Genomic DNA, 18,540 nt, shown 5'->3' with positions numbered 1-18,540 from the left:
CTTCGAGTTTAGTTACCTTAAAAAAAGGAGGTTGAATATTGAACGATATAACAATCTTCCAATTAGGTTTTGAGTATTCGGAAGGTCTAATTTTTATTAAATATCTGTAAATAGACCATTCAAGTAATCAAGGTTCTCATACGTTCTCGCATAAAGATACAAATCTCGTTTAAAAGGGGTGTTTTGAATCGGTAAAAACACCACACCACGAAATTCCACTTGTTGGACCATCATCTCTGGAAGGTAAGCGATGCCCATTCCAAGTGCCACCAATCCTGCCATGGCGTGGTACTGGGTTTCCACAACTTCACCTGTAAATTCATAATCCCGCATAACGATCTGCAGTTTCTCAGATAAAGGACCTTTTGTAGGGACGATTTGCGTTTCTTCCAAACATTCCTTGAGAGTGACTTCTTGTTTCCCAGCTAATGGAGAAGAGATAGGGATGGCGGCCACAAAATGATCAGTGAGCAAGTAGGAAGACAGAAGCTTTTGATAAGAAGGTGTGTCCTGTATGATTGCTGCATCAATTTCCCCTTCCTCTAGTAATGGAAGAAGATCTTTACTATCATCTTTAACTACAGTCACATGTAGATTCCCTCTTGCAAGCTTTTCGAAATACTTGGGCAAATAATAGGAAGTAAGCACAGGCGTGGAACCAAAACGAATTTTATCTTCATGAAATTGGTATTGTTTTACTGTTTGATGAATACGCCCAAATAGCGGAGTTAGCTCGTCCACCATTCCTCTCCCTTTCTCCGTCAGCTCTACTCCGTAAGAAGCCCTGTTGAAAAGCGAGAAGCTCAGTTCGTCCTCCAACCTTCTCATCTGTTTGCTCAGTGCTGGTTGAGAAATGTATAAAGCTTCCGCTGCTTTCGTAAAACTCTGTTGTTTAGCTACTTCGATAAAAGCGTTTAATTTCTTCAGCAAGCTGCCTCCCCCTTTCGTTATTTCCTAGCCACTTCTATTATAACCTCAGGTTATGATGTTATGACAAATCCATTGTTCCTATCTGCCTTGATTTTCTATTATCCTAAGTATAGACGAAAGAAACGAGGAGGGATCGACCATGAAAACCTATCTTTTATTAGGGATTTCCATTTTGTTTGAAGTTGCCGGAGCGACAGCCATGAAATATTCCGAAGGGTTTACAAATTTCACTGCCAGTATGGTAGTCGTTGGCTGTTATATTCTCGCTATTTCTATGTATATATTTATTACAAAAGACAATGAAATCGGTATGATTAACGCCTTATGGTCTGGCGGTGGTACGCTCCTTGTTATGTTATTAGGTGTCGGATTATTTCATGAATCGGTGACGATGTCCAAAGTTGTCGGACTGACGCTGATTATAGCAGGAATGATGGGGCTGACTGTACCTGGAAAAGAAAGGAGTGTATAACTATGGGTTATTTAGTCCTTTCCCTAGTATTAGCGACCATTGCCAATATTTCAGTAAAGTTCTCATCGGGCTTTGAGCGTTTATTTCCTAGTATCACTTCGTTTATTTTTTTCGGTGCCTGTCTATATTTTCTTACGATGAGTGTACAGACCATCGAAGTCGGAATCGCTTATGCTATTTGGGGCGGTGTCTCCATTATGGCCACCACATTATTTGGAATTCTTCTTTTTAACGAAAGAGCTAGCAGAAAAAAATTCTTCTTTATCAGTTTCATTATCCTTGGAATCGTAATTATTAAATAAAAGGAGAGAGGGACTCCTTTCTCTCCAGTTATGAAATACTTGAATAAAAGAGCAAGTTTAAACCGATGCAGAATCTAAAGGCAGTAAATATGAGCTTAAATTATGGTTTGTTTCAGCTAAAAAAGCAATAAAAAACCACTCTTAAGATAATTATCTTAAGAGTGGTTTTTAACTAGTTATAGAAATTAAGTCAAAACCTATTTACAAAGTAAGAAAACCTTGTCATACCAGTGTTTGGGGCATGATTACATCATGCCGCCCATTCCGCCCATGCCACCCATGTCAGGCATACCGCCACCGCCGTTGTCTTCTTCTGGAAGGTCAGCGACTACTGCTTCAGTAGTTAAGAACATAGCTGCTACGGAAGCTGCGTTTTGCAGTGCGGAACGAGTAACTTTGGTTGGGTCTACGATACCTTGTTCAACCATGTTTACCCATTCGCCTGTTGCTGCGTTGAAGCCTACTCCGACTGCTTCGGATTTCAAGCGTTCAACGATGATGGATCCTTCAAGACCAGCGTTGTGAACGATTTGGCGTACTGGTTCTTCAAGCGCGCGTAGAACGATGCTTGCGCCAGTGCCTTCGTCGTCGACAAGACCTAGTCCTTCAACAGAGCTGATGATGTTCACAAGAGCTGTACCACCGCCGGCAACGATTCCTTCTTCTACTGCTGCGCGAGTAGAGTTCAGGGCGTCTTCGATGCGTAGTTTGCGTTCTTTTAGTTCTGTTTCAGTGGCAGCACCAACTTTGATCACTGCTACTCCGCCAGTAAGTTTCGCAAGGCGCTCTTGTAGTTTTTCTTTATCGAATTCAGAAGTAGATTCTTCTGATTGTGCACGGATTTGTGCGACACGAGATGCGATTTGGTCTGGGTTACCAGCACCTTCAACGATCGTTGTGTTTTCTTTCGTAATAACCGCTTTAGTTGCACGGCCAAGCTGATCGATAGTTGTATTCTTCAGATCAAGCCCAAGGTCTTCTGTAATAACCTGACCGCCAGTTAATGTAGCAATATCCTCAAGCATTGCTTTACGGCGATCACCGAATCCTGGTGCTTTAACGGAAACAGCGTTGAATGTTCCACGTAGTTTGTTCACAACAAGTGTAGCAAGAGCTTCGCCTTCTACGTCTTCAGAGATAAGAAGTAAAGGTTTAGACTGCTGAACAACTTGCTCAAGTACAGGAAGAACTTCCTGAATGTTGTTGATTTTCTTATCTGTAATTAGAATGTAAGGGTCATCAAGAACCGCTTCCATTTTATCCTGGTCAGTAACCATGTATGGAGAAGCATAGCCGCGGTCGAATTGCATACCTTCAACCACTTCTAGTTCTGTATTGAAGCCTTTAGATTCTTCAATTGTGATAACGCCGTCGTTTCCTACGCGTTCCATAGCTTCAGCAATGATTTGTCCAACTTCATCATCAGAAGCAGAGATGGAGGCTACCTGAGAAATGGACTCGCGGCCTTCGATCGGCTTAGAGATTTTGCGCAGTTCTTCTGTTGCGACAGCGACTGCTTTTTCAATTCCGCGGCGGATACCGACTGGGTTAGCACCAGAAGTAACGTTTTTAAGACCTTCACGGATCATTGCCTGAGCAAGAACCGTTGCAGTTGTTGTACCGTCACCGGCTACGTCGTTTGTTTTAGAAGCTACTTCAGAAACAAGCTGAGCACCCATGTTTTCGAAGTGATCTTCAAGCTCGATTTCTTTGGCGATGGTTACACCGTCATTGGTAATTAATGGGGAACCGAATTTCTTATCCAGCACCACATTACGTCCTTTTGGTCCTAGTGTTACTTTTACAGCGTTTGCTAATGAATCTACCCCGCGAAGCATCGCGCGGCGTGCGTCTTCACTAAATTTAATTTCTTTAGCCATAACTATATGTCCTCCTTATCAAACTCGTATCGAAATCATGTATTGTTTTTTAATAATTACTCTAAGTAATTACTGAATAACGGCTAGTACGTCAGATTCACGAAGAATTAAATATTCGCTTCCTTCATACTTCACTTCAGTACCTGCGAACTTAGAATAGATGATACGGTCGCCTGTAGCTACTTCAAGAGCGACTTTCTCTCCATTGTCTGTGATACGGCCTGTACCCACAGCAACGACTTTACCTTCTTGCGGCTTTTCCTTTGCTGAATCCGGAAGTACAATTCCGCTTGCAGTTGTTTGTTCTTCTTCCACTAATTCAATAACAATACGATCACCTAATGGCTTTAACAATTAGGACACCCTCCTCGATAAGGTCAATTATCATTTTTTGTCGATTATTAGCACTCAACACTCACGAGTGCTAACACAATTATTATCATAATCAATTCGCTATCATTTTTCAAGTAAAAAAGCTGAAATTTTTAACATCTTTTTCTTGTTCAGAAACCGTTATTCTTATGTGAGGTTTTTAAATTGTGATAAAATACATAAAGTAAGAAAAGTGGAGAGCGGCCGTATGGTATTCAACCTGCGAAATCCTCTTTCCTGCTAACATAGAAAAGGAGCCGTGAACCTATGCCTAAGCGTTATTGGGGTATTATACTCAGCTATGTACTCATTGCCCAGCTGTCTGCCATTGTTGGGGTTAAATTTCTATATGAAACAACCGGGCTAGATAAATACCACGCCGTGGCGATCTGGTCTGTGATTTCTTTTGCGATTACAACCTTAATTACTTTACTGTGCTTAAGACCGGATATGAAGGAAGCATCAATGAGAAGCGATAAGGCAAGCGCTGGGAAAACAGCCTTGTGGGCCATTGCCGGTGTCTTCTTAGCTTTATTCTCTCAAGCAATAGCTGCCTATATTGAAAGCTTGTTCGGCATTAAATCCGCTTCGGAAAATACGATGAGTTTAATGGAAATCGCACGCAGAGCTCCCATTTTCATTCTTATCCCAGTGATTTTTGCGCCGATTCTAGAAGAAATTATTTTTCGGAAGATTGTCTTTGGATCCATTTATAAACGAACCAATTTCCTCATAGCTGTTGTCATTTCAGCACTGGTCTTCGGACTGTTTCACTTTGACATTACTCACTTATTTGTTTACTTCGCCATGGGAGTCGTATTCGCCTTCCTTTATGTGAAAACAAATCGAATTATTACTCCGATCATTGCTCATATGGCGATGAATTTACTGGTCGTACTGACGCAGTTTAATTTAACGGAGGAGAAAATCAGACAGCTTCAGGAACAAATGCAAACCATATTTACTGGAGGCTTTATGTAATATGAAAATTTCCCCGTTTGTTATGGCCCTTCTATACTTGGGAATGGGGGCCGGGTTTACCTATATCGCGTCACAGGCGGTAGAGGAAACGATCTGGAATGCAACGACGTTGATTCTAGCGATGGTTGCTACCGTGAATATTGCGGTATCGATCCGTCTGTTCAATCTTCATGTCCGCATTCGCAACTCACAGAAATAAGTAATCAAAAAGGAGAATTCGGATGACTCATTTATTAACTGGTTCCCGTATTAAACTTTCTACTTTAACAGACGAAAACTTACACGTACTTTCTAGCTGGTATTTAGATTCCCGATTTCTCCGACTCTTTGATGCTCTGCCGCCAAAACCTAAGACATTTGAAGAGTGTAAGAACTGGCGCGATGAAGCTTATAAAAGTGATAATCACTTCTTATTTGCGATTCACGAATCTAATCAATTTATCGGCTACATAGAATTAGAAGGGATCATTTGGTCGCGCAGAAACGGATGGATCACCATCGGCATTGGAGATGAAAACCTGCAAGGCAAAGGTTATGGTACGGAAGCCATGGAACTGATTATGGAGTATGCTTTTCAGGAATTGAATTTACACCGTCTGCAGTTAACGGTCTTTGAATATAATCGACCCGCCATTAAGATGTATGAAAAATTAGGTTTCACCTATGAAGGAGCTCACCGTGAATTTATCCTGCGGGATGGCGAAGGGTATGACATGTGTTTATATGGAATGTTGAGACGGGAATGGTTAGAAAAGCGCAAAGAAAAAGAGTGAAATATAAAAGAGGCAGCTCCCCTATTTAAGGAAGGCGGCCTCTTTTTTTTAGTCTTAGACTTCTAACCCAAGCGATTAATTTTCGCCAGCATACAATTTCTCTTTCCTCCATACCATTAACAAGTAAACAGCCATGCCGATAAACACAACCAGGCTTGATAAGATTGCTTTCGTGCTTTCTTGAACATCTACTGCCTCCAGGACGAGATCAGGGATAAACAACAGGGCAGGAATGATGATGGTGATCCATGTCTTTGACCAAATCGCCATACCGATAAAAACAGCGATAGCGAAACCAGCCGCAATAATGTTCCAAGTCATTGTAAACACGACGGTGGGGGTGCTATATGCCTTGTTTAAAACCAATAAACCTACAAATAGAGCCACCGGGATGATCCCTATCATTGAAAATAAAACCCACTGCCTGATTATATTTATACCGGAGACGGCAATATAACGAAATGACATAATAACAACTCCCGTATAAAACACCGCAATAAACGGATAACCAATCAACTGCAAAAGAGAGTACTCGATACCTCCTTTAATCGCATCTCCTAATAGAATATAAGCAAAAGCCCCCACTACAATCAGCACACTGTATTTGAGGATATCCTTCATACCTAAAGGCAGCTCACCTGATATTTGCTGCAAATACTCTTTCGGCGACTGGCCGATCACATCGTCCACACTTTTGCCTTGTTGTTCTGCCTGAAATAAATGATCCTGCAATTCATGTACGATTTCGTCAATGTCCTCCTGCTGCTTACCGCTTGAGACTAAATACAAGCGTAAATGATCTAAGAATTCCCGACTTTTACCCGATAATTCCATTACCCTTCCTCCTCAATGAGCCGATTCACACTCTTCGAAATAGCACTCCAATTGTGCTTAAATTCTTCTAATTCCTCCTGGCCTTCTAGGGTGAGCCGATAATATTTCCGTTTCGGGCCGCCGGAAGGTAATTTCTTCTGAGTGGTCGTCACCAAGCCTTCCTTTTTCATTCTTAGTAACAGAGGATAAATACTGCCTTCTTTCACCATGTTGAATCCATAATCATTCAATTTCTCAATCATTTCATAGCCATACGTTTCGCCTTTACCAATAATCGATAACAGGCATCCTTCCAATATTCCTTTTAAAATTTGAGTGGATGACAGGATTTCTTCCTCCGTTTCCTTTTAAATATTAACTTGTTATACAAGATAGTTATCTAAAAAAACACTTGCAATACAATATAGTTTTATCTTAGCAAAGTATTCCAGTAAATCAACACTTTATTTAAATCTCCCGCGGTCAGCAGCTTGATGGTCCAAACTGCCATTTCAATCCACTTCAGACTCCCGCTGCTGAGTCAAAGAGTAACTCGTACAATTCCAATGCTTCGCGCCTGGCCTTCTCCTGCCTGACCACCCCTTCTTTCTAAGCACTCGTGCGATCATTCGATTAAAGAATCCATGCCCCACTAACACCACTGTTTGATGGGATTCTGCGGATTCAATTAATTTATCTGCTGCTTGTAATGCTCTCCTCTTCGTAGATCTATAAGACTCGCAGCCTTTGGAATAACCAAGAAGCCAAATCACTCGTAAACTGACTGCCCACAAACCAGGAGGCATTTTCACCTTAAGAATGTCTCTATTTATGTGAGGCAGCTCCGCTTCCCGAAATAACGAATCACTCACCGTTCCCTCTGCATTTAATAGAGTTGCCGACTCTACTGAACGAGGTAGATGACTGGAAAACACAATGCCAGCTGTTGAAATCCTTGTTAGGGCGACTAGTGGATACTCGACCTCGTCCAGAACCCCCGCAAGGTTATAGTTATCGACCCATGACTTAAAAGCAGAACTCTTCATACGATTCTTCACTACATAAGTGGATCTGCCATGCCTAATGATTGTTATTTCCATAATGATCTCCTGAATTGTAGAATTTAAATATCACTCTGATAAACGGACTTATCAGAAATCTGTAAGAGTTATTAATAGAACTAAGGCAATAAAAAAACCTACATATATAATCAGCATAATGATGTCATGGTTACTTCGTTTCGTATTATAAATAGAGAGCTTACAAAGATAAAAAATACTGCCTGTGAAGGTAACAAGTAACAACAAAGCATTCTCGAACTTTTCATTGGTTGGAAGAGCAATGAGAATGATTAATAATATGCCAAGAGCTTTTTTAGTGTTTGAATGTCTATGTTTATTAAAGATCACTTCTTTTATTGATGTTTTCTCTTCCATAACTCCCTCCAATCTGCAAAACCTAATCAATGGAATCCTCATATCGTGTCTTTTCACGGGTCTCAATTAAACAAACTTATACATTAATACATCATCCGCATAACGGTCCTCAGAAAACTTGATATCTTTAACTTTGCGACCTTCCTCCACAAATCCAAGACCCTCATATAACCTGATGGCCCGTTCATTTGTAGAAAGCACACCGAGACAAACCTTTTCGATAAGCGGGTTTTCAGCTGCCCAGTCTAAGATATACATAATCAGCGCTTTTCCTATTCCTCTGTTTCGAAAGGAAGGCTTGATCATCATCCCTATCGACCCGGTATGTGCTAATCTGCTGCGTGAACTCGTTTGGAATGCAATCCAGCCAACTACTGCTCCATCTATTTCAGCTGCAACAATCGTTTCTCTTTCACTTTGTATTACCTTATGTATCCATTCCTGTTGTTCTTCCACCGTTTTATTAAACTCTTCCGGCGCAGTAATTAAGTAATCTAGTTCCGCTACTACACACTCTTGAATATCTAGAATTACAGCTGCATCCGCTTCTGTTGCTTCTCTTAAAATCAAATTATTTTTCAGTATTCCCATCCTCTCTATGGCTTAGCTTATTTTAATTAGAAGTCATCATATGAACGAATCGTACAAAGCCTCGGAGCATCCAGAAAACCATTCTCGCCAACAGTACAAACAGGCCTGGCACCCAATCCAATAAATCAAAGACAAAGTCCCAGACCGAATAATGACCGGTTTGTTTACTTTTTCTCAGCACGACTCTTTTACTCTCGAGCCATTCTTTCATCTTCCAGCCCCTCCCTTAAGGTCCTCTGCTTTTTTACGTATCACAACACAGGAAAGTTTCATTCCTCTACATTAACAATACCATAAAATGGCAGATATCGATCTGGAAGCGATTAAATTCCCAGATAAAAAAGCAGTTCACCCCAGCGTACAATGCTGTACACGAGTTGAACTGCTTGAGCACGTCTACCTATTCTTTCTCACTTTCCACTCCCTTTAAAATAAAGGAAAACGGCAAGGCAATAATCAGCACTGCTGCCGATACTAAGAACGCTTCATTCAGCGTTTGCAGCGCAGCCGCCGTTTTGTCCATATCTGTGACAGACATAATCTGCGCGCGTCTTACTTCATAATAAATCGAGAAGAACACGATCCCAAGCGATGAGGAGATTTGCCGGATAATATTGTTCATCGCTGACCCTTGAGCGACGAGCGACTCAGGAATCGCGTTCATTCCTGAAGTTGTGGCTGGCATATTTCCCATACCCATTCCAAGTCCGCGGACCGTGTTCAGAGCAAGGATCAGCCAGTAAGGCGTCGACAGCTTTAACATACCTAACCCTATCGTCGCCGCAGCCATAATTGCCAAACCGGGCGGCACGACGTATTTTGGTCCTTTTTTATCAAGAATTCTCCCGCCTATGGACATAAATATTCCGCTTGCCGCTGCAGCAGGCAGAAAGAGTACCCCTGTCATGACTTCATTTAATCCATACACATTTTGAATTAATAATGGCAGCAGGAAAATCCCTGAAAACAGGCCGATCGAGGCCGATGAAGTGACGAGAATTGAAACGGTATAGGTCGGCACTTTGAAGACAGATAAGTTGAGCAGCGGATCGCTTTGCCGGTTTTCATAGAAAACGAAAGCAATAACCGCTGCGATTCCTGCAATAATTAAAGTCAAATTCAGTGGATCTACAAGATTTTCAAGCGTCTTTCCCCGGCCTAACGCATAGAGAACACTTCCAATGCCGAGGGTAATGATAAGAAACCCAACTAAATCAAACTTCTTCTCTGGATCTGTTTCTGTCCGCTCCAGAAATTTAAAGGATAAAATAAGTCCCGTTAAACCAAATGGAATGTTGAAAGCAAACAACCACGGCCAGTCCAAATACTGAATTAAAAACCCGCCGACAGTTGGCCCAACAGCCGGGGCTACCATCGCTGCGACACCGTAGACTCCTACGGCCAGCCCTCTTTCATGACGGGGGAATGAGTTGAAAATCAAAGCCATCGCAATCGGCATCATCAAGCCGCCGGCCATGCCTTGAATGGCTCTTGAGATAATAACCATAGGCAGTGTACTGGAGAAAAAACCAGACAACGAACCGAGAATAAAGATGGAAAGTCCGGTCAAATACACCTTTTTCTTCCCAAACCGATCTCCAAAGTAACCAGTTAAAGGCATCGTCATTCCCATGGAAACCATAAAAATGGTAAGAATCCAGCCTACTGCGACCGCATTAGAATGAAAGATCTCAATAAACCTGGGGAGGATCGGATTTAACATACTATTGTTTAATATCACCGTAAACGTTCCAAACAAAACGGATACAACCACGAGCCATTTATTCTGTACCTTACTCATCATAGACCCTCCAATCTTTCGCCTTACGAAGTTCCCCTTAACCTAAACACTTACAAATATATAGAGCTGAAACAGCTGAATGATCAGAATAAGTCCTAGACAGATCACATTTGATTTAACATTCTTTTTCAAGAAGATCAAGTTCAAAGCGGTAAGAAACCCAATGATTCCTATAATGATAGCTAGGTAAATGGTTAAGCCTGCAACTGTAAAAGTAAACGTAAACAAAGGAAACAAAAACATTAAAGAGATGTGATCCTTTTTTCTGTCCATAATACCCTCCTTTAACGTAGAGCCAGCATATGCGATTGAACTTGCTCCCTCACTTATCGTCTCTCCCACACTTTTATGTGAAACGGTACCGTCCGTTATAGAAGAGACCAATCAAATACTCCCCGTGCACCCACTCAACCTTTTCTTGTTATTCTACGAACCCTTATCATCTTCCCTTTTACCCTCTATTAGAATTCCAGACAAAAAAAGGACAACCAGAACGGTTCCCCTTTTTTCTTCATTCATCCTCCTGCATTTCTGAGAGCGGATAATGCTTCAAGAAATAAACAAGCGCTTGTAATTCAATAGACAAATCAATATGGTGCACCCTGACATTGGCAGGAACGCTGATCCGCGCCGGTGTGAAATTCAGGATACCAGATACCCCGGCTTCAACCAGTCGGTCGGCAATCCCTTGTGCTGCGGATGCCGGTACCGTTAAAATAGCTACGGACAGATCTCCCATTTTCTTTTCCAAATTATCAATATGTTCAACAGGTACTCCGCCAACTTCCTGCCCGACCCGGTCGTAATTCGCATCAAATGCCACTTCGATCTTCGTATTATTATTTTTCGTAAAGTTATAGTTTAGAAAAGCGGTGCCCAAATTCCCAACACCAATCAATGCTACCTTTGTGGTTTCATCCTGATCCAGAGTTTTTCTGAAAAAAGAGAGTAAGTATTCAACATTATAGCCGTAGCCTTTCTTGCCAAGTGCCCCGAAGTAAGAAAAGTCTCTGCGTATCGTTGCGGAATCGACCTTCACCGCTTCACTAAGCTCTTTGGAAGAGACTCGCATTTTTCCCTGGCTGTGCAGATTATTTAAGAAACGGTAATAAAGCGGAAGCCGCTTTGCCGTCGCCTGGGGTATTTTGGTTTGTTCAAGATCCATTTGACTTCCTCCTTCTACCGGTCTTTCCTCTGGTAATCTCCGTTCTTCCCGCCTGTCTTCTCTTCCAGGTAAGTCGGTCCGATTACCATCCCTTTATCTAACGCCTTGCACATATCGTAAACCGTCAACGCCGCTGCGGATGCGGCCGTTAGCGCTTCCATTTCCACACCGGTACTTCCCTTTGTTTTCACTGAAACATGGATGTGCAATTCCGGTTGTTTACCTTCCACGTCCCAATCGAAGGTTACATCTACGCCTGAAAGAGACAGCGGATGACACATGGGAATCCAGTCGGACGTTTTCTTCGCTGCCATAATGCCTGCTACCTGTGCGACGGCGAGCACGTCCCCTTTTTTTATCGAGTTATTCGCTATATGATTATAAATCTCTGCATTGACCTGCACACTCGTACGTGCGGCAGCCGTGCGGACGGATTCTTCTTTGTCAGAAATATCGACCATTCGTGCTCGGCCCTGAGTATTAAAATGGGTAAACTCAGCCATTTGAATGCCCCTTTAACTATTAAATTTCACAATCTCAACACTGAAAGACTACTCTTATTCTACCAAAAAATCAACCTTAAGTCGTTAAAGATTTCACAAACTGCGAACTAGAACCTTGCTACTCTCTTCCTATATAAGATACACTTATTTCATTGAGGTGAAACGACATGATTCTCATGCAGCTGAATCAATTAACGAAGCGCTTTGGCGCGGAATTAATTTTATCGAATATTAAATTGGAAGTACAAATGAATGATCGAATCGCGATTGTCGGACGGAATGGAGCCGGAAAATCGACGCTGTTGAAAATGATGGCGGGCGAAATGAGCCATGATTCCGGTGATATTTTTAAACCGAAAGAAACGACCGTCGGTTATTTAGCGCAGAACACAGGTCTGCAGTCAGATCAAACGATTTATAAGGAAATGGAAATGGTCTTTACCCATTTAAAGCAGCTGGAAGCAGAGCTGCGAACGATGGAAGCGCAAATGGCCGATCCTGATTTATTAGATAACCCGCAGCAGTACGAACAGCTGCTGGCTGAATATGACCGCAAGCAGGATTACTTTAAGACCGCTGGCGGCTATCAGTATGAAGCGGAGATTAAATCCGTGCTGAACGGGCTGAATTTCACTAAGAAGGACTGGGACACGGCGATTACGTCGTTAAGCGGAGGCCAGAAAACACGGCTCGCTCTCGGCAAACTGCTGCTGACCAGTCCGGATGTCTTAATTCTGGACGAACCGACCAACCACTTAGACATTGACACACTCGCCTGGCTCGAGGGCTATCTGCAGTCTTATCAGGGAGCTGTAGTGATCGTTTCCCACGACCGCTACTTCCTCGATAAGATCGTCAATACCGTTTACGAGATTGCTTACCAGGCTTCTAAGAAATATCCAGGCAATTACAGTGATTATTTAAAGAAGAAAGAAGCAGACTTTGAGCTTGAAATGAAACGATTTGAAAAGCAGCAGTCGGAAGTAAAGCGGATGGAAGATTTTATTCAAAAGAATATCGTCCGGGCCACCACCAGTAAACGAGCGCAAAGCCGCCGAAAGCAGCTTGAGAAAATGGATAAACTGGAAAAGCCGAAAGAAGACGGCCAATCAGCCAAGTTCAGCTTTCAAATTAACCGCAAAAGCGGCAATGATGTGTTAAAGCTCCGAGATCTTTCGTTCAGGTATCAGGCAGATAAGCCGCTGCTGTTTCAAGATTTGAACGTGGATTTAAATAGAGGGGATTCGGTCGCCTTAGTGGGGCCGAATGGTGTTGGAAAAACTACGCTGCTTAAAACGATCCTGGGAACTCTCACTCAAGCGAACGGAGACGTGAAGCTTGGCACCAATGTGCAAATTGGCTATTACGATCAGGAGCAGACGAACCTGAACCCGAAGAAAACTGTACTGCAGGAGTTATGGGATGACTATCCGCTTACGAATGAGAAAGATATTCGCACCGTGCTTGGAAACTTTCTCTTTTCCGGAGAAGATGTGCTAAAGCCCGTATCAGCGTTAAGCGGCGGAGAAAAAGCCCGCCTCTCCCTTGCCAAGCTGATGATGCAGAAGGCGAACTTTCTAGTGCTCGATGAGCCGACCAACCACCTGGACCTCGATAGCAAAGAGGTCCTAGAAGCAGCACTTGTCGATTATCCCGGGACCCTTCTGTTTGTCTCTCACGACCGCTATTTCATTAACAAAATAGCGACCCAGGTCGTGGAAATGCAGCCGGATGCAACGCGCATGTTCCTCGGAGATTACGATTACTATGTTGAGAAAAAGCGAGAGGAATATGAGCTGGAGCAGTTAGAAGAGCAAGAACGCCAGCAGGCAGCTGGTCCAGAAGAGGAACCGAAGGCGAAAAACAGCTTTGAACAGGATAAAGCGGCTAAGCGTGAAGAACGTAGAAAAAATCGCCGAATTGAAGAGATAGAAGAAGAGATTGAGCAAATTGAAGCACAGTTAGAGGAGAATGAAACGCTGCTGTGTGATCCTAAAGTATTTCAAGACCATGAACGTTCCATGGAAATCACCGAAAGCAACGAAGCACTGAACACCCAGCTGGAAGCACTCATGGAAGAGTGGGAATCTCTCCATAGCTAGATGTTAAATCCCCCGAAGGCTTATACCAATGGCCTACGGGGATTCTTTTTTATTCTGTTTGTATATTGTTGTATGAGAGGCAAATATATTATCCACAGTTCTATCCACTTATCAACGTTGATATTATCGAACTTAAATCATTTATGCACATTATCCACATTTGTCCACAGAGTTATACACATTTATGTTAACGATTTCTTTACACAAATAAACATACCATTAACAACTTATCCACTGCATAATTATTCATCTGTGCATAACTTTTCAGCTAAAAAAAGACCTTTCTTAGACTCCTAAGAAAGGTCTTCCTTATAACTCATTAATTTTCTATCTCCATAATTTTCAAGATCTAAGCCCGGATTTGCATTTAAATCCCAGCCTGCCCTGTGACCCTGATTAAACGCGACAGCCCCTGCTGCAGCAATCATCGCCGCGTTATCCGTGCAAAGGTGAAGGGGTGGAATAAGCAACTCTGCTCCTGCGTCTTTGAACTTTTCCTGAAGCGCTGCACGCAGTCCTTTGTTAGCAGCAACTCCCCCGGCAACGATCACTTGTTTCACGTTGTAATCCTGCGCCGCTTGATATGCTTTTGTGGATAACACATCAATGACACTCGCCTGAAAACTTGCAGCAATGTCTTCTGGCTTTAATTCTTCGCCTTTTTGCTTGGCATTATGAAGCCTGTTGATAACTGCGGATTTCAAGCCGCTGAAGCTAAAATCGTACGATCCTTTTTCAAGCCAGGCTCGCGGAAAGTCTATTGATTCCTCTCCTTTTGCTGCGAGCTGATCTATATACGGCCCTCCTGGATAAGGGAGCTTCAGCGTGCGGGCCACTTTATCATAAGCTTCTCCAGCTGCATCATCTCTCGTTTCTCCAATCACTTCAAAAGAACCATGTTCCCTCATCAGGATTAGTTCCGTATGACCGCCTGAGACCACTAAAGCAAGCAGTGGAAACTCAAACTCTTTTTCTAATCGATTGGCATAAATGTGGCCGGCAATATGATGAACACCGACGAGCGGTTTCTGCTTGGCAAAGGCTAATGACTTCGCAGCATTTACACCGATTAACAATGCCCCTACCAGACCAGGTCCTTCAGTAACGGCAATCGCATCCATATCCTCAAGCGTAAGACCAGCTTCGGTAAATGCTTCCTCTAACGTTAAGGTAATTTGTTCAATATGGTGTCTGGAAGCAATTTCTGGAACCACTCCGCCAAATCGCTTGTGACTCTCGATTTGAGAAGCCACAATGTTCGTAACAAGTTCCCGTTCATTCTTCACAATCGCCACTGCGGTCTCGTCACAGCTGGTTTCTATTGCTACAATATATTGATCATTTTTCATTTTAATCCCACCCACATTACTAAAGCATCTTCTCCATTATCGGTATAATAATTTTTTCTAATTCCTCCAGGGACGAGCCCGAATTTACGATATAAGTGCTGTGCTCCTGTATTGGATACCCGTACTTCCAGCGAAAGCTGCACAGCCCCCCGGTCAATCGCTTCTAATAAGGTTTGTCTGAATAACTCTTCTCCGTACTTCATTCCTCGAAATTCGGGATGTATGGCGATGTTGGTAATGTGCGCTTCATCAATAATCAGCCACAAACCACAGTAGCCAACAACCTTCTCATCAACTTCTGCCACAAAATAGTGAGCATACGGATTATCATTGATCTCGTTAAAAAAGGTTTCCTCAGTCCAGGGCACAGCGAAGGAAGCGTACTCCACCACCATGACTTCCTTTATGTCCTCATCTTCCATCGGTCTAATCAGCACTGTCATTTATTTGTTCTCCTGCTGGGCGAGCCACTTGGCTTCTGCTTCCGGCAGTCGTAAGTAATTGGGCACAAGTTCATGAATGGAACCAGCTTCTTGCTTCATCCCTGCCAAAGCTACAGCTGCCGGTCGTGCGTAGTGGTAAGGGCTTTCCGGAATAACCGCCTGCTCCCCTAAGATCTCGCGAATCAATGCTTCATGGAGTGATAGATCCTGACTAATGAATAGAACCTGCTTATCCAAACCTTGCAGCTCCTTCAGCCAATCCTCCATCAATACGTTGACTTCCTTCTTCTCCAGTTCCATGGAGCTGTTATAAAGCCCAGTATAAACCAGCCCACGTCTCGCATCAAAAAACGGACAGATATATCCATCAAAAAATACTCCCTGCCGCGCTGCTGCCTCAAGACTGGAAACTCCAACTACAGGAATGTTTAAGGCCCACGCCATTGTCTTCGCCGTCGTTAATCCGATTCTCACGCCTGTATAAGAACCCGGCCCTTGTGCAACTGCGATCCTATCCAGTTCTTCAGGTGCCGTACCTGTCTCCTTCATCAAATCGTTGATTGCCGGCATTAAACGGACGGAGTGATTCTTCTTAATATGGGTAACCAACTCCCCGGCAACGGCACCATTTTTTAAGATTGCCACACCCATTACATAGTTTGATGTATCTATGGCCAATATGTTCATCTGCCTAACTCCTTACAAACCTCTTCAAAATGCTGTGAAGAAGCTTCTAGCATTATGGTACGTTTTTCGTCATCCACATACTTGATCTGGATGGCCAAACGCTGTTCCGGTAAATATTCTTCAATAAAATGCGCCCACTCTACCACCGTGACGCCCTCTCCTTCAAAAAATTCCTCAAATCCTAAATCTTCATCACTATCTTCCAGACGATAAACGTCCATATGGTAAAAGGGCATCCGCCCCTTATATTGTTTAATAATAGTAAAGGTTGGGCTATTGATCGTACGCGTGACCCCGAGGCCACGCCCCAAACCTTTTGTAAAGGTCGTTTTTCCCGCCCCAAGATCTCCTTCTAACGTTAACACATCTCCAGGGGAAAGCTCCCGTCCTAACCGTTCAGCAAATTCCATCGTTTCTTCAGGAGAAGTGGTTTGCAGTTCAAAAGTTGTCAACGTATTATTCTCCTCCTTTTAAATGCGTATAACCCGATTTTTTAAGCACAGCAGCTTCGCTATTTTTATGCAGGATAACTTGGCCAAACTCCTTCGCTTTTTCTTCGACTTGACCGATGATGTGGATAGGAAGATGCAATTCATCGGCTGCTGCTTGTACTGCTTGCCAATTCTCTTCAGCGACCGTACCTAGAAGTTCAAAATCTTCTCCGCCCGACAACATCCACTCTTGTGAATCATTAGGAAACAGAGCAGCTAAGGCTTGGGAACAAGGAAGCCAATTATTCTCAATATGAAGATCAACCTGAGAAGCTGCCGCAATTTCATTTGCTTCATTGGCTATCCCATCACTTACATCATTTAACGCAAGTCGATCGATATCATGGATCGAAGCAGCGAAACGCACACGCGGAGATGGCTGTCGATGTCTCTGTATTAAATAAGCAGCTGCCTCCGAAGAACTATCCATTTGGTTAAGAAGTAATTCTAAACCACCCCTGGAATCACCCAGAGTACCGGTTACAAAGATACGGTCTCCTGCTTGAGCGTGAGAGCGATACCGAGCTTCACCTATTTTAACATAACCCATTACAGTAATGGAGATCGACAGTTCCTTGCCAGAAACCGTGTCTCCCCCAATTAAATCTACCTGATAAGCTTCAGCGAGTTCCTTCATCCCTTCATAGATCCCTTTCAATTCCTCATGGCTGTAATCTTTAGGAACGACAAGCGACACGAGATAAAAAGCAGGCACACTCCCCATCGCTGCAAGATCACTTAAGTTAGCCGCAAGGGCTCTGTATCCAATATGGAAGGGCTCCATCGTGTCTTTAGAAAAGTGTACACCATCCACCATGGTATCCACAGTAGTAACCACATCCCTATTACCAGGACGAAACACCGCAGCATCGTCATCAATTCCTTGAATAAGTGATTTCTGATGAAGATAGGCAGGGCGGATAGATTGTATAAATGCAAATTCATCCACAAACATTCACCTCAATTACTTCCATTCACTATTTCTATTATACCAATGGAAGCGGACAATTAAAAAAATCCATAACAAAAGCCTTAGGAAAAGTTCCTAAGGCTGAAAAATTAAAATTAAATGGCGGTCCGGACGGGACTCGAACCCGCGACCTCCTGCGTGACAGGCAGGCATTCTAACCAGCTGAACTACCGGACCACTAAAATGAAATACTAGTAAAAAAATCCTCTAATAAAACTACAAAATTTAATGAACTACTAAGTAATCCATTAAATAAATTGGGTTGCACTTACGTGCTATATTGGATGCACTGAAGTGCTGCGGTTTAAAATTGGTTGCGGGGGCAGGATTTGAACCTGCGACCTCCGGGTTATGAGCCCGACGAGCTACCAGACTGCTCTACCCCGCGATAATGTAAAAGCGGTAATGCTCTTACTAAATATATGAAATTTAAAATCAAACAACGTGGCGACGTCCTACTCTCACGGGGATCGACCCGA

Annotated in this window: 24 protein-coding genes and 2 tRNA genes; 6 read left to right on the top strand and 20 right to left on the bottom strand. The window is 43.0% G+C overall.

Going from position 1 to position 18,540, the window contains the following annotated elements; genetic code table 11:
• Nucleotides 1-96: 96 nt before the first annotated feature.
• Nucleotides 97-930, bottom strand: coding sequence for a LysR family transcriptional regulator (locus Q7A53_RS15730; protein ID WP_411790139.1), 834 nt, complete (start codon nt 928-930; stop codon nt 97-99).
• Between the two features lie 139 nt (nt 931-1,069).
• On the opposite strand from Q7A53_RS15730, the gene Q7A53_RS15725 reads away from it, so the two are divergent.
• Nucleotides 1,070-1,402, top strand: coding sequence for a DMT family transporter (locus Q7A53_RS15725; RefSeq protein WP_411790138.1), 333 nt, complete (start codon nt 1,070-1,072; stop codon nt 1,400-1,402).
• 2 nt (nt 1,403-1,404) lie between these two features.
• Nucleotides 1,405-1,704 carry a DMT family transporter gene (locus Q7A53_RS15720; protein WP_411790137.1) on the top strand — a complete coding sequence of 100 codons (300 nt, stop codon included), beginning with the start codon at nt 1,405-1,407 and terminating at the stop codon, nt 1,702-1,704.
• Nucleotides 1,705-1,949: 245 nt separating this feature from the next.
• Here the strand turns inward: Q7A53_RS15720 and groL are convergent, their stop codons facing one another.
• Together groL and groES are read right to left on the bottom strand one after the other, a co-directional pair.
• Nucleotides 1,950-3,584 (bottom strand): chaperonin GroEL, encoded by a 1,635-nt coding sequence (groL, locus tag Q7A53_RS15715; protein ID WP_411790136.1) that lies wholly within the window; start codon nt 3,582-3,584, stop codon nt 1,950-1,952.
• 69 nt (nt 3,585-3,653) lie between these two features.
• Nucleotides 3,654-3,938 (bottom strand): co-chaperone GroES, encoded by a 285-nt coding sequence (gene groES / locus Q7A53_RS15710; protein WP_411790135.1) that lies wholly within the window; start codon nt 3,936-3,938, stop codon nt 3,654-3,656.
• A 285-nt stretch (nt 3,939-4,223) separates the two neighbouring features.
• On the opposite strand from groES, the gene Q7A53_RS15705 reads away from it, so the two are divergent.
• From Q7A53_RS15705 to Q7A53_RS15695, 3 genes are read left to right on the top strand one after another with little or no spacing between them, the layout of a single operon-like run.
• Nucleotides 4,224-4,937, top strand: coding sequence for a CPBP family intramembrane glutamic endopeptidase (locus Q7A53_RS15705; RefSeq protein WP_411790134.1), 714 nt, complete (start codon nt 4,224-4,226; stop codon nt 4,935-4,937).
• Nucleotide 4,938: 1 nt separating this feature from the next.
• Nucleotides 4,939-5,136, top strand: a complete 198-nt coding sequence (locus Q7A53_RS15700; protein ID WP_411790133.1) for a YdiK family protein — start codon at nt 4,939-4,941, stop codon at nt 5,134-5,136.
• A 22-nt stretch (nt 5,137-5,158) separates the two neighbouring features.
• Nucleotides 5,159-5,710 carry a GNAT family N-acetyltransferase gene (locus Q7A53_RS15695; protein WP_411790132.1) on the top strand — a complete coding sequence of 184 codons (552 nt, stop codon included), beginning with the start codon at nt 5,159-5,161 and terminating at the stop codon, nt 5,708-5,710.
• A gap of 75 nt (nt 5,711-5,785) precedes the next feature.
• Here the strand turns inward: Q7A53_RS15695 and Q7A53_RS15690 are convergent, their stop codons facing one another.
• From Q7A53_RS15690 to moaC, 10 genes are all read right to left on the bottom strand, one after another.
• The gene (locus Q7A53_RS15690) at nt 5,786-6,544 is read right to left on the bottom strand and encodes an HAAS domain-containing protein (RefSeq protein WP_411790131.1); all 759 of its coding nucleotides are present in this window, start codon (nt 6,542-6,544) and stop codon (nt 5,786-5,788) included.
• On the bottom strand, nt 6,544-6,870 hold the full coding sequence (locus Q7A53_RS15685; RefSeq protein WP_411790242.1) for a PadR family transcriptional regulator: 327 nt from the start codon (nt 6,868-6,870) through the stop codon (nt 6,544-6,546). The genes Q7A53_RS15690 and Q7A53_RS15685 overlap by 1 nt, the downstream gene beginning before the upstream one ends.
• Nucleotides 6,871-7,035: 165 nt before the next feature.
• Complete coding sequence (locus Q7A53_RS15680; RefSeq protein ID WP_411790130.1) at nt 7,036-7,623, bottom strand: histidine phosphatase family protein; 588 nt, start codon at nt 7,621-7,623, stop codon at nt 7,036-7,038.
• 51 nt (nt 7,624-7,674) lie between these two features.
• Nucleotides 7,675-7,959: a hypothetical protein gene (locus Q7A53_RS15675; protein ID WP_411790129.1), complete on the bottom strand. Its 285-nt coding sequence runs from the start codon at nt 7,957-7,959 to the stop codon at nt 7,675-7,677.
• A 66-nt stretch (nt 7,960-8,025) separates the two neighbouring features.
• Entirely contained in the window at nt 8,026-8,550 is a 525-nt protein-coding gene (locus Q7A53_RS15670) for a GNAT family N-acetyltransferase (RefSeq protein ID WP_411790128.1), read from the bottom strand.
• Between the two features lie 22 nt (nt 8,551-8,572).
• Nucleotides 8,573-8,761, bottom strand: a complete 189-nt coding sequence (locus tag Q7A53_RS15665; RefSeq protein ID WP_411790127.1) for a hypothetical protein — start codon at nt 8,759-8,761, stop codon at nt 8,573-8,575.
• A gap of 189 nt (nt 8,762-8,950) precedes the next feature.
• The gene (locus Q7A53_RS15660; RefSeq protein WP_411790126.1) at nt 8,951-10,351 is read right to left on the bottom strand and encodes an MDR family MFS transporter; all 1,401 of its coding nucleotides are present in this window, start codon (nt 10,349-10,351) and stop codon (nt 8,951-8,953) included.
• Nucleotides 10,352-10,393: 42 nt separating this feature from the next.
• Complete coding sequence (locus Q7A53_RS15655; RefSeq protein WP_411790125.1) at nt 10,394-10,624, bottom strand: hypothetical protein; 231 nt, start codon at nt 10,622-10,624, stop codon at nt 10,394-10,396.
• Between the two features lie 238 nt (nt 10,625-10,862).
• Complete coding sequence (locus tag Q7A53_RS15650; protein WP_411790124.1) at nt 10,863-11,516, bottom strand: redox-sensing transcriptional repressor Rex; 654 nt, start codon at nt 11,514-11,516, stop codon at nt 10,863-10,865.
• 14 nt (nt 11,517-11,530) lie between these two features.
• Entirely contained in the window at nt 11,531-12,019 is a 489-nt protein-coding gene (gene moaC / locus Q7A53_RS15645) for a cyclic pyranopterin monophosphate synthase MoaC (protein ID WP_411790123.1), read from the bottom strand.
• 167 nt (nt 12,020-12,186) lie between these two features.
• On the opposite strand from moaC, the gene Q7A53_RS15640 reads away from it, so the two are divergent.
• The gene (locus Q7A53_RS15640; RefSeq protein WP_411790122.1) at nt 12,187-14,121 is read left to right on the top strand and encodes an ABC-F family ATP-binding cassette domain-containing protein; all 1,935 of its coding nucleotides are present in this window, start codon (nt 12,187-12,189) and stop codon (nt 14,119-14,121) included.
• Nucleotides 14,122-14,414: 293 nt separating this feature from the next.
• On the opposite strand, the gene tsaD is transcribed toward Q7A53_RS15640, so the two are convergent.
• The 7 genes from tsaD to Q7A53_RS15605 all read right to left on the bottom strand — a co-directional run bounded on the left by tsaD (nt 14,415) and on the right by Q7A53_RS15605 (nt 18,449).
• Complete coding sequence (gene tsaD, locus Q7A53_RS15635) at nt 14,415-15,470, bottom strand: tRNA (adenosine(37)-N6)-threonylcarbamoyltransferase complex transferase subunit TsaD (protein ID WP_411790121.1); 1,056 nt, start codon at nt 15,468-15,470, stop codon at nt 14,415-14,417.
• The gene (gene rimI / locus Q7A53_RS15630; RefSeq protein ID WP_411790120.1) at nt 15,467-15,913 is read right to left on the bottom strand and encodes a ribosomal protein S18-alanine N-acetyltransferase; all 447 of its coding nucleotides are present in this window, start codon (nt 15,911-15,913) and stop codon (nt 15,467-15,469) included. The genes tsaD and rimI overlap by 4 nt, the downstream gene beginning before the upstream one ends.
• Entirely contained in the window at nt 15,914-16,600 is a 687-nt protein-coding gene (gene tsaB / locus Q7A53_RS15625; protein ID WP_411790119.1) for a tRNA (adenosine(37)-N6)-threonylcarbamoyltransferase complex dimerization subunit type 1 TsaB, read from the bottom strand. It lies immediately after the preceding gene.
• Entirely contained in the window at nt 16,597-17,052 is a 456-nt protein-coding gene (gene tsaE, locus Q7A53_RS15620; RefSeq protein ID WP_411790118.1) for a tRNA (adenosine(37)-N6)-threonylcarbamoyltransferase complex ATPase subunit type 1 TsaE, read from the bottom strand. Before tsaE ends, tsaB begins: the two co-directional genes overlap by 4 nt.
• Nucleotides 17,053-17,056: 4 nt before the next feature.
• Nucleotides 17,057-18,040, bottom strand: coding sequence for a thiamine-phosphate kinase (gene thiL / locus Q7A53_RS15615; RefSeq protein WP_411790117.1), 984 nt, complete (start codon nt 18,038-18,040; stop codon nt 17,057-17,059).
• 121 nt (nt 18,041-18,161) lie between these two features.
• Nucleotides 18,162-18,238, bottom strand: a tRNA-Asp gene (locus Q7A53_RS15610).
• Between the two features lie 134 nt (nt 18,239-18,372).
• Nucleotides 18,373-18,449: transfer RNA gene (locus tag Q7A53_RS15605), tRNA-Met, on the bottom strand.
• Between the last annotated feature and the right edge of the window lie 91 nt (nt 18,450-18,540).

The organism is Halobacillus rhizosphaerae (assembly GCF_046719735.1).
Taxonomy (GTDB): domain Bacteria; phylum Bacillota; class Bacilli; order Bacillales; family Halobacillaceae; genus Halobacillus_B; species Halobacillus_B rhizosphaerae.
Note: the sequence above shows the minus strand (reverse complement) of the source record. Positions and strands in the feature narration are given on the sequence as shown.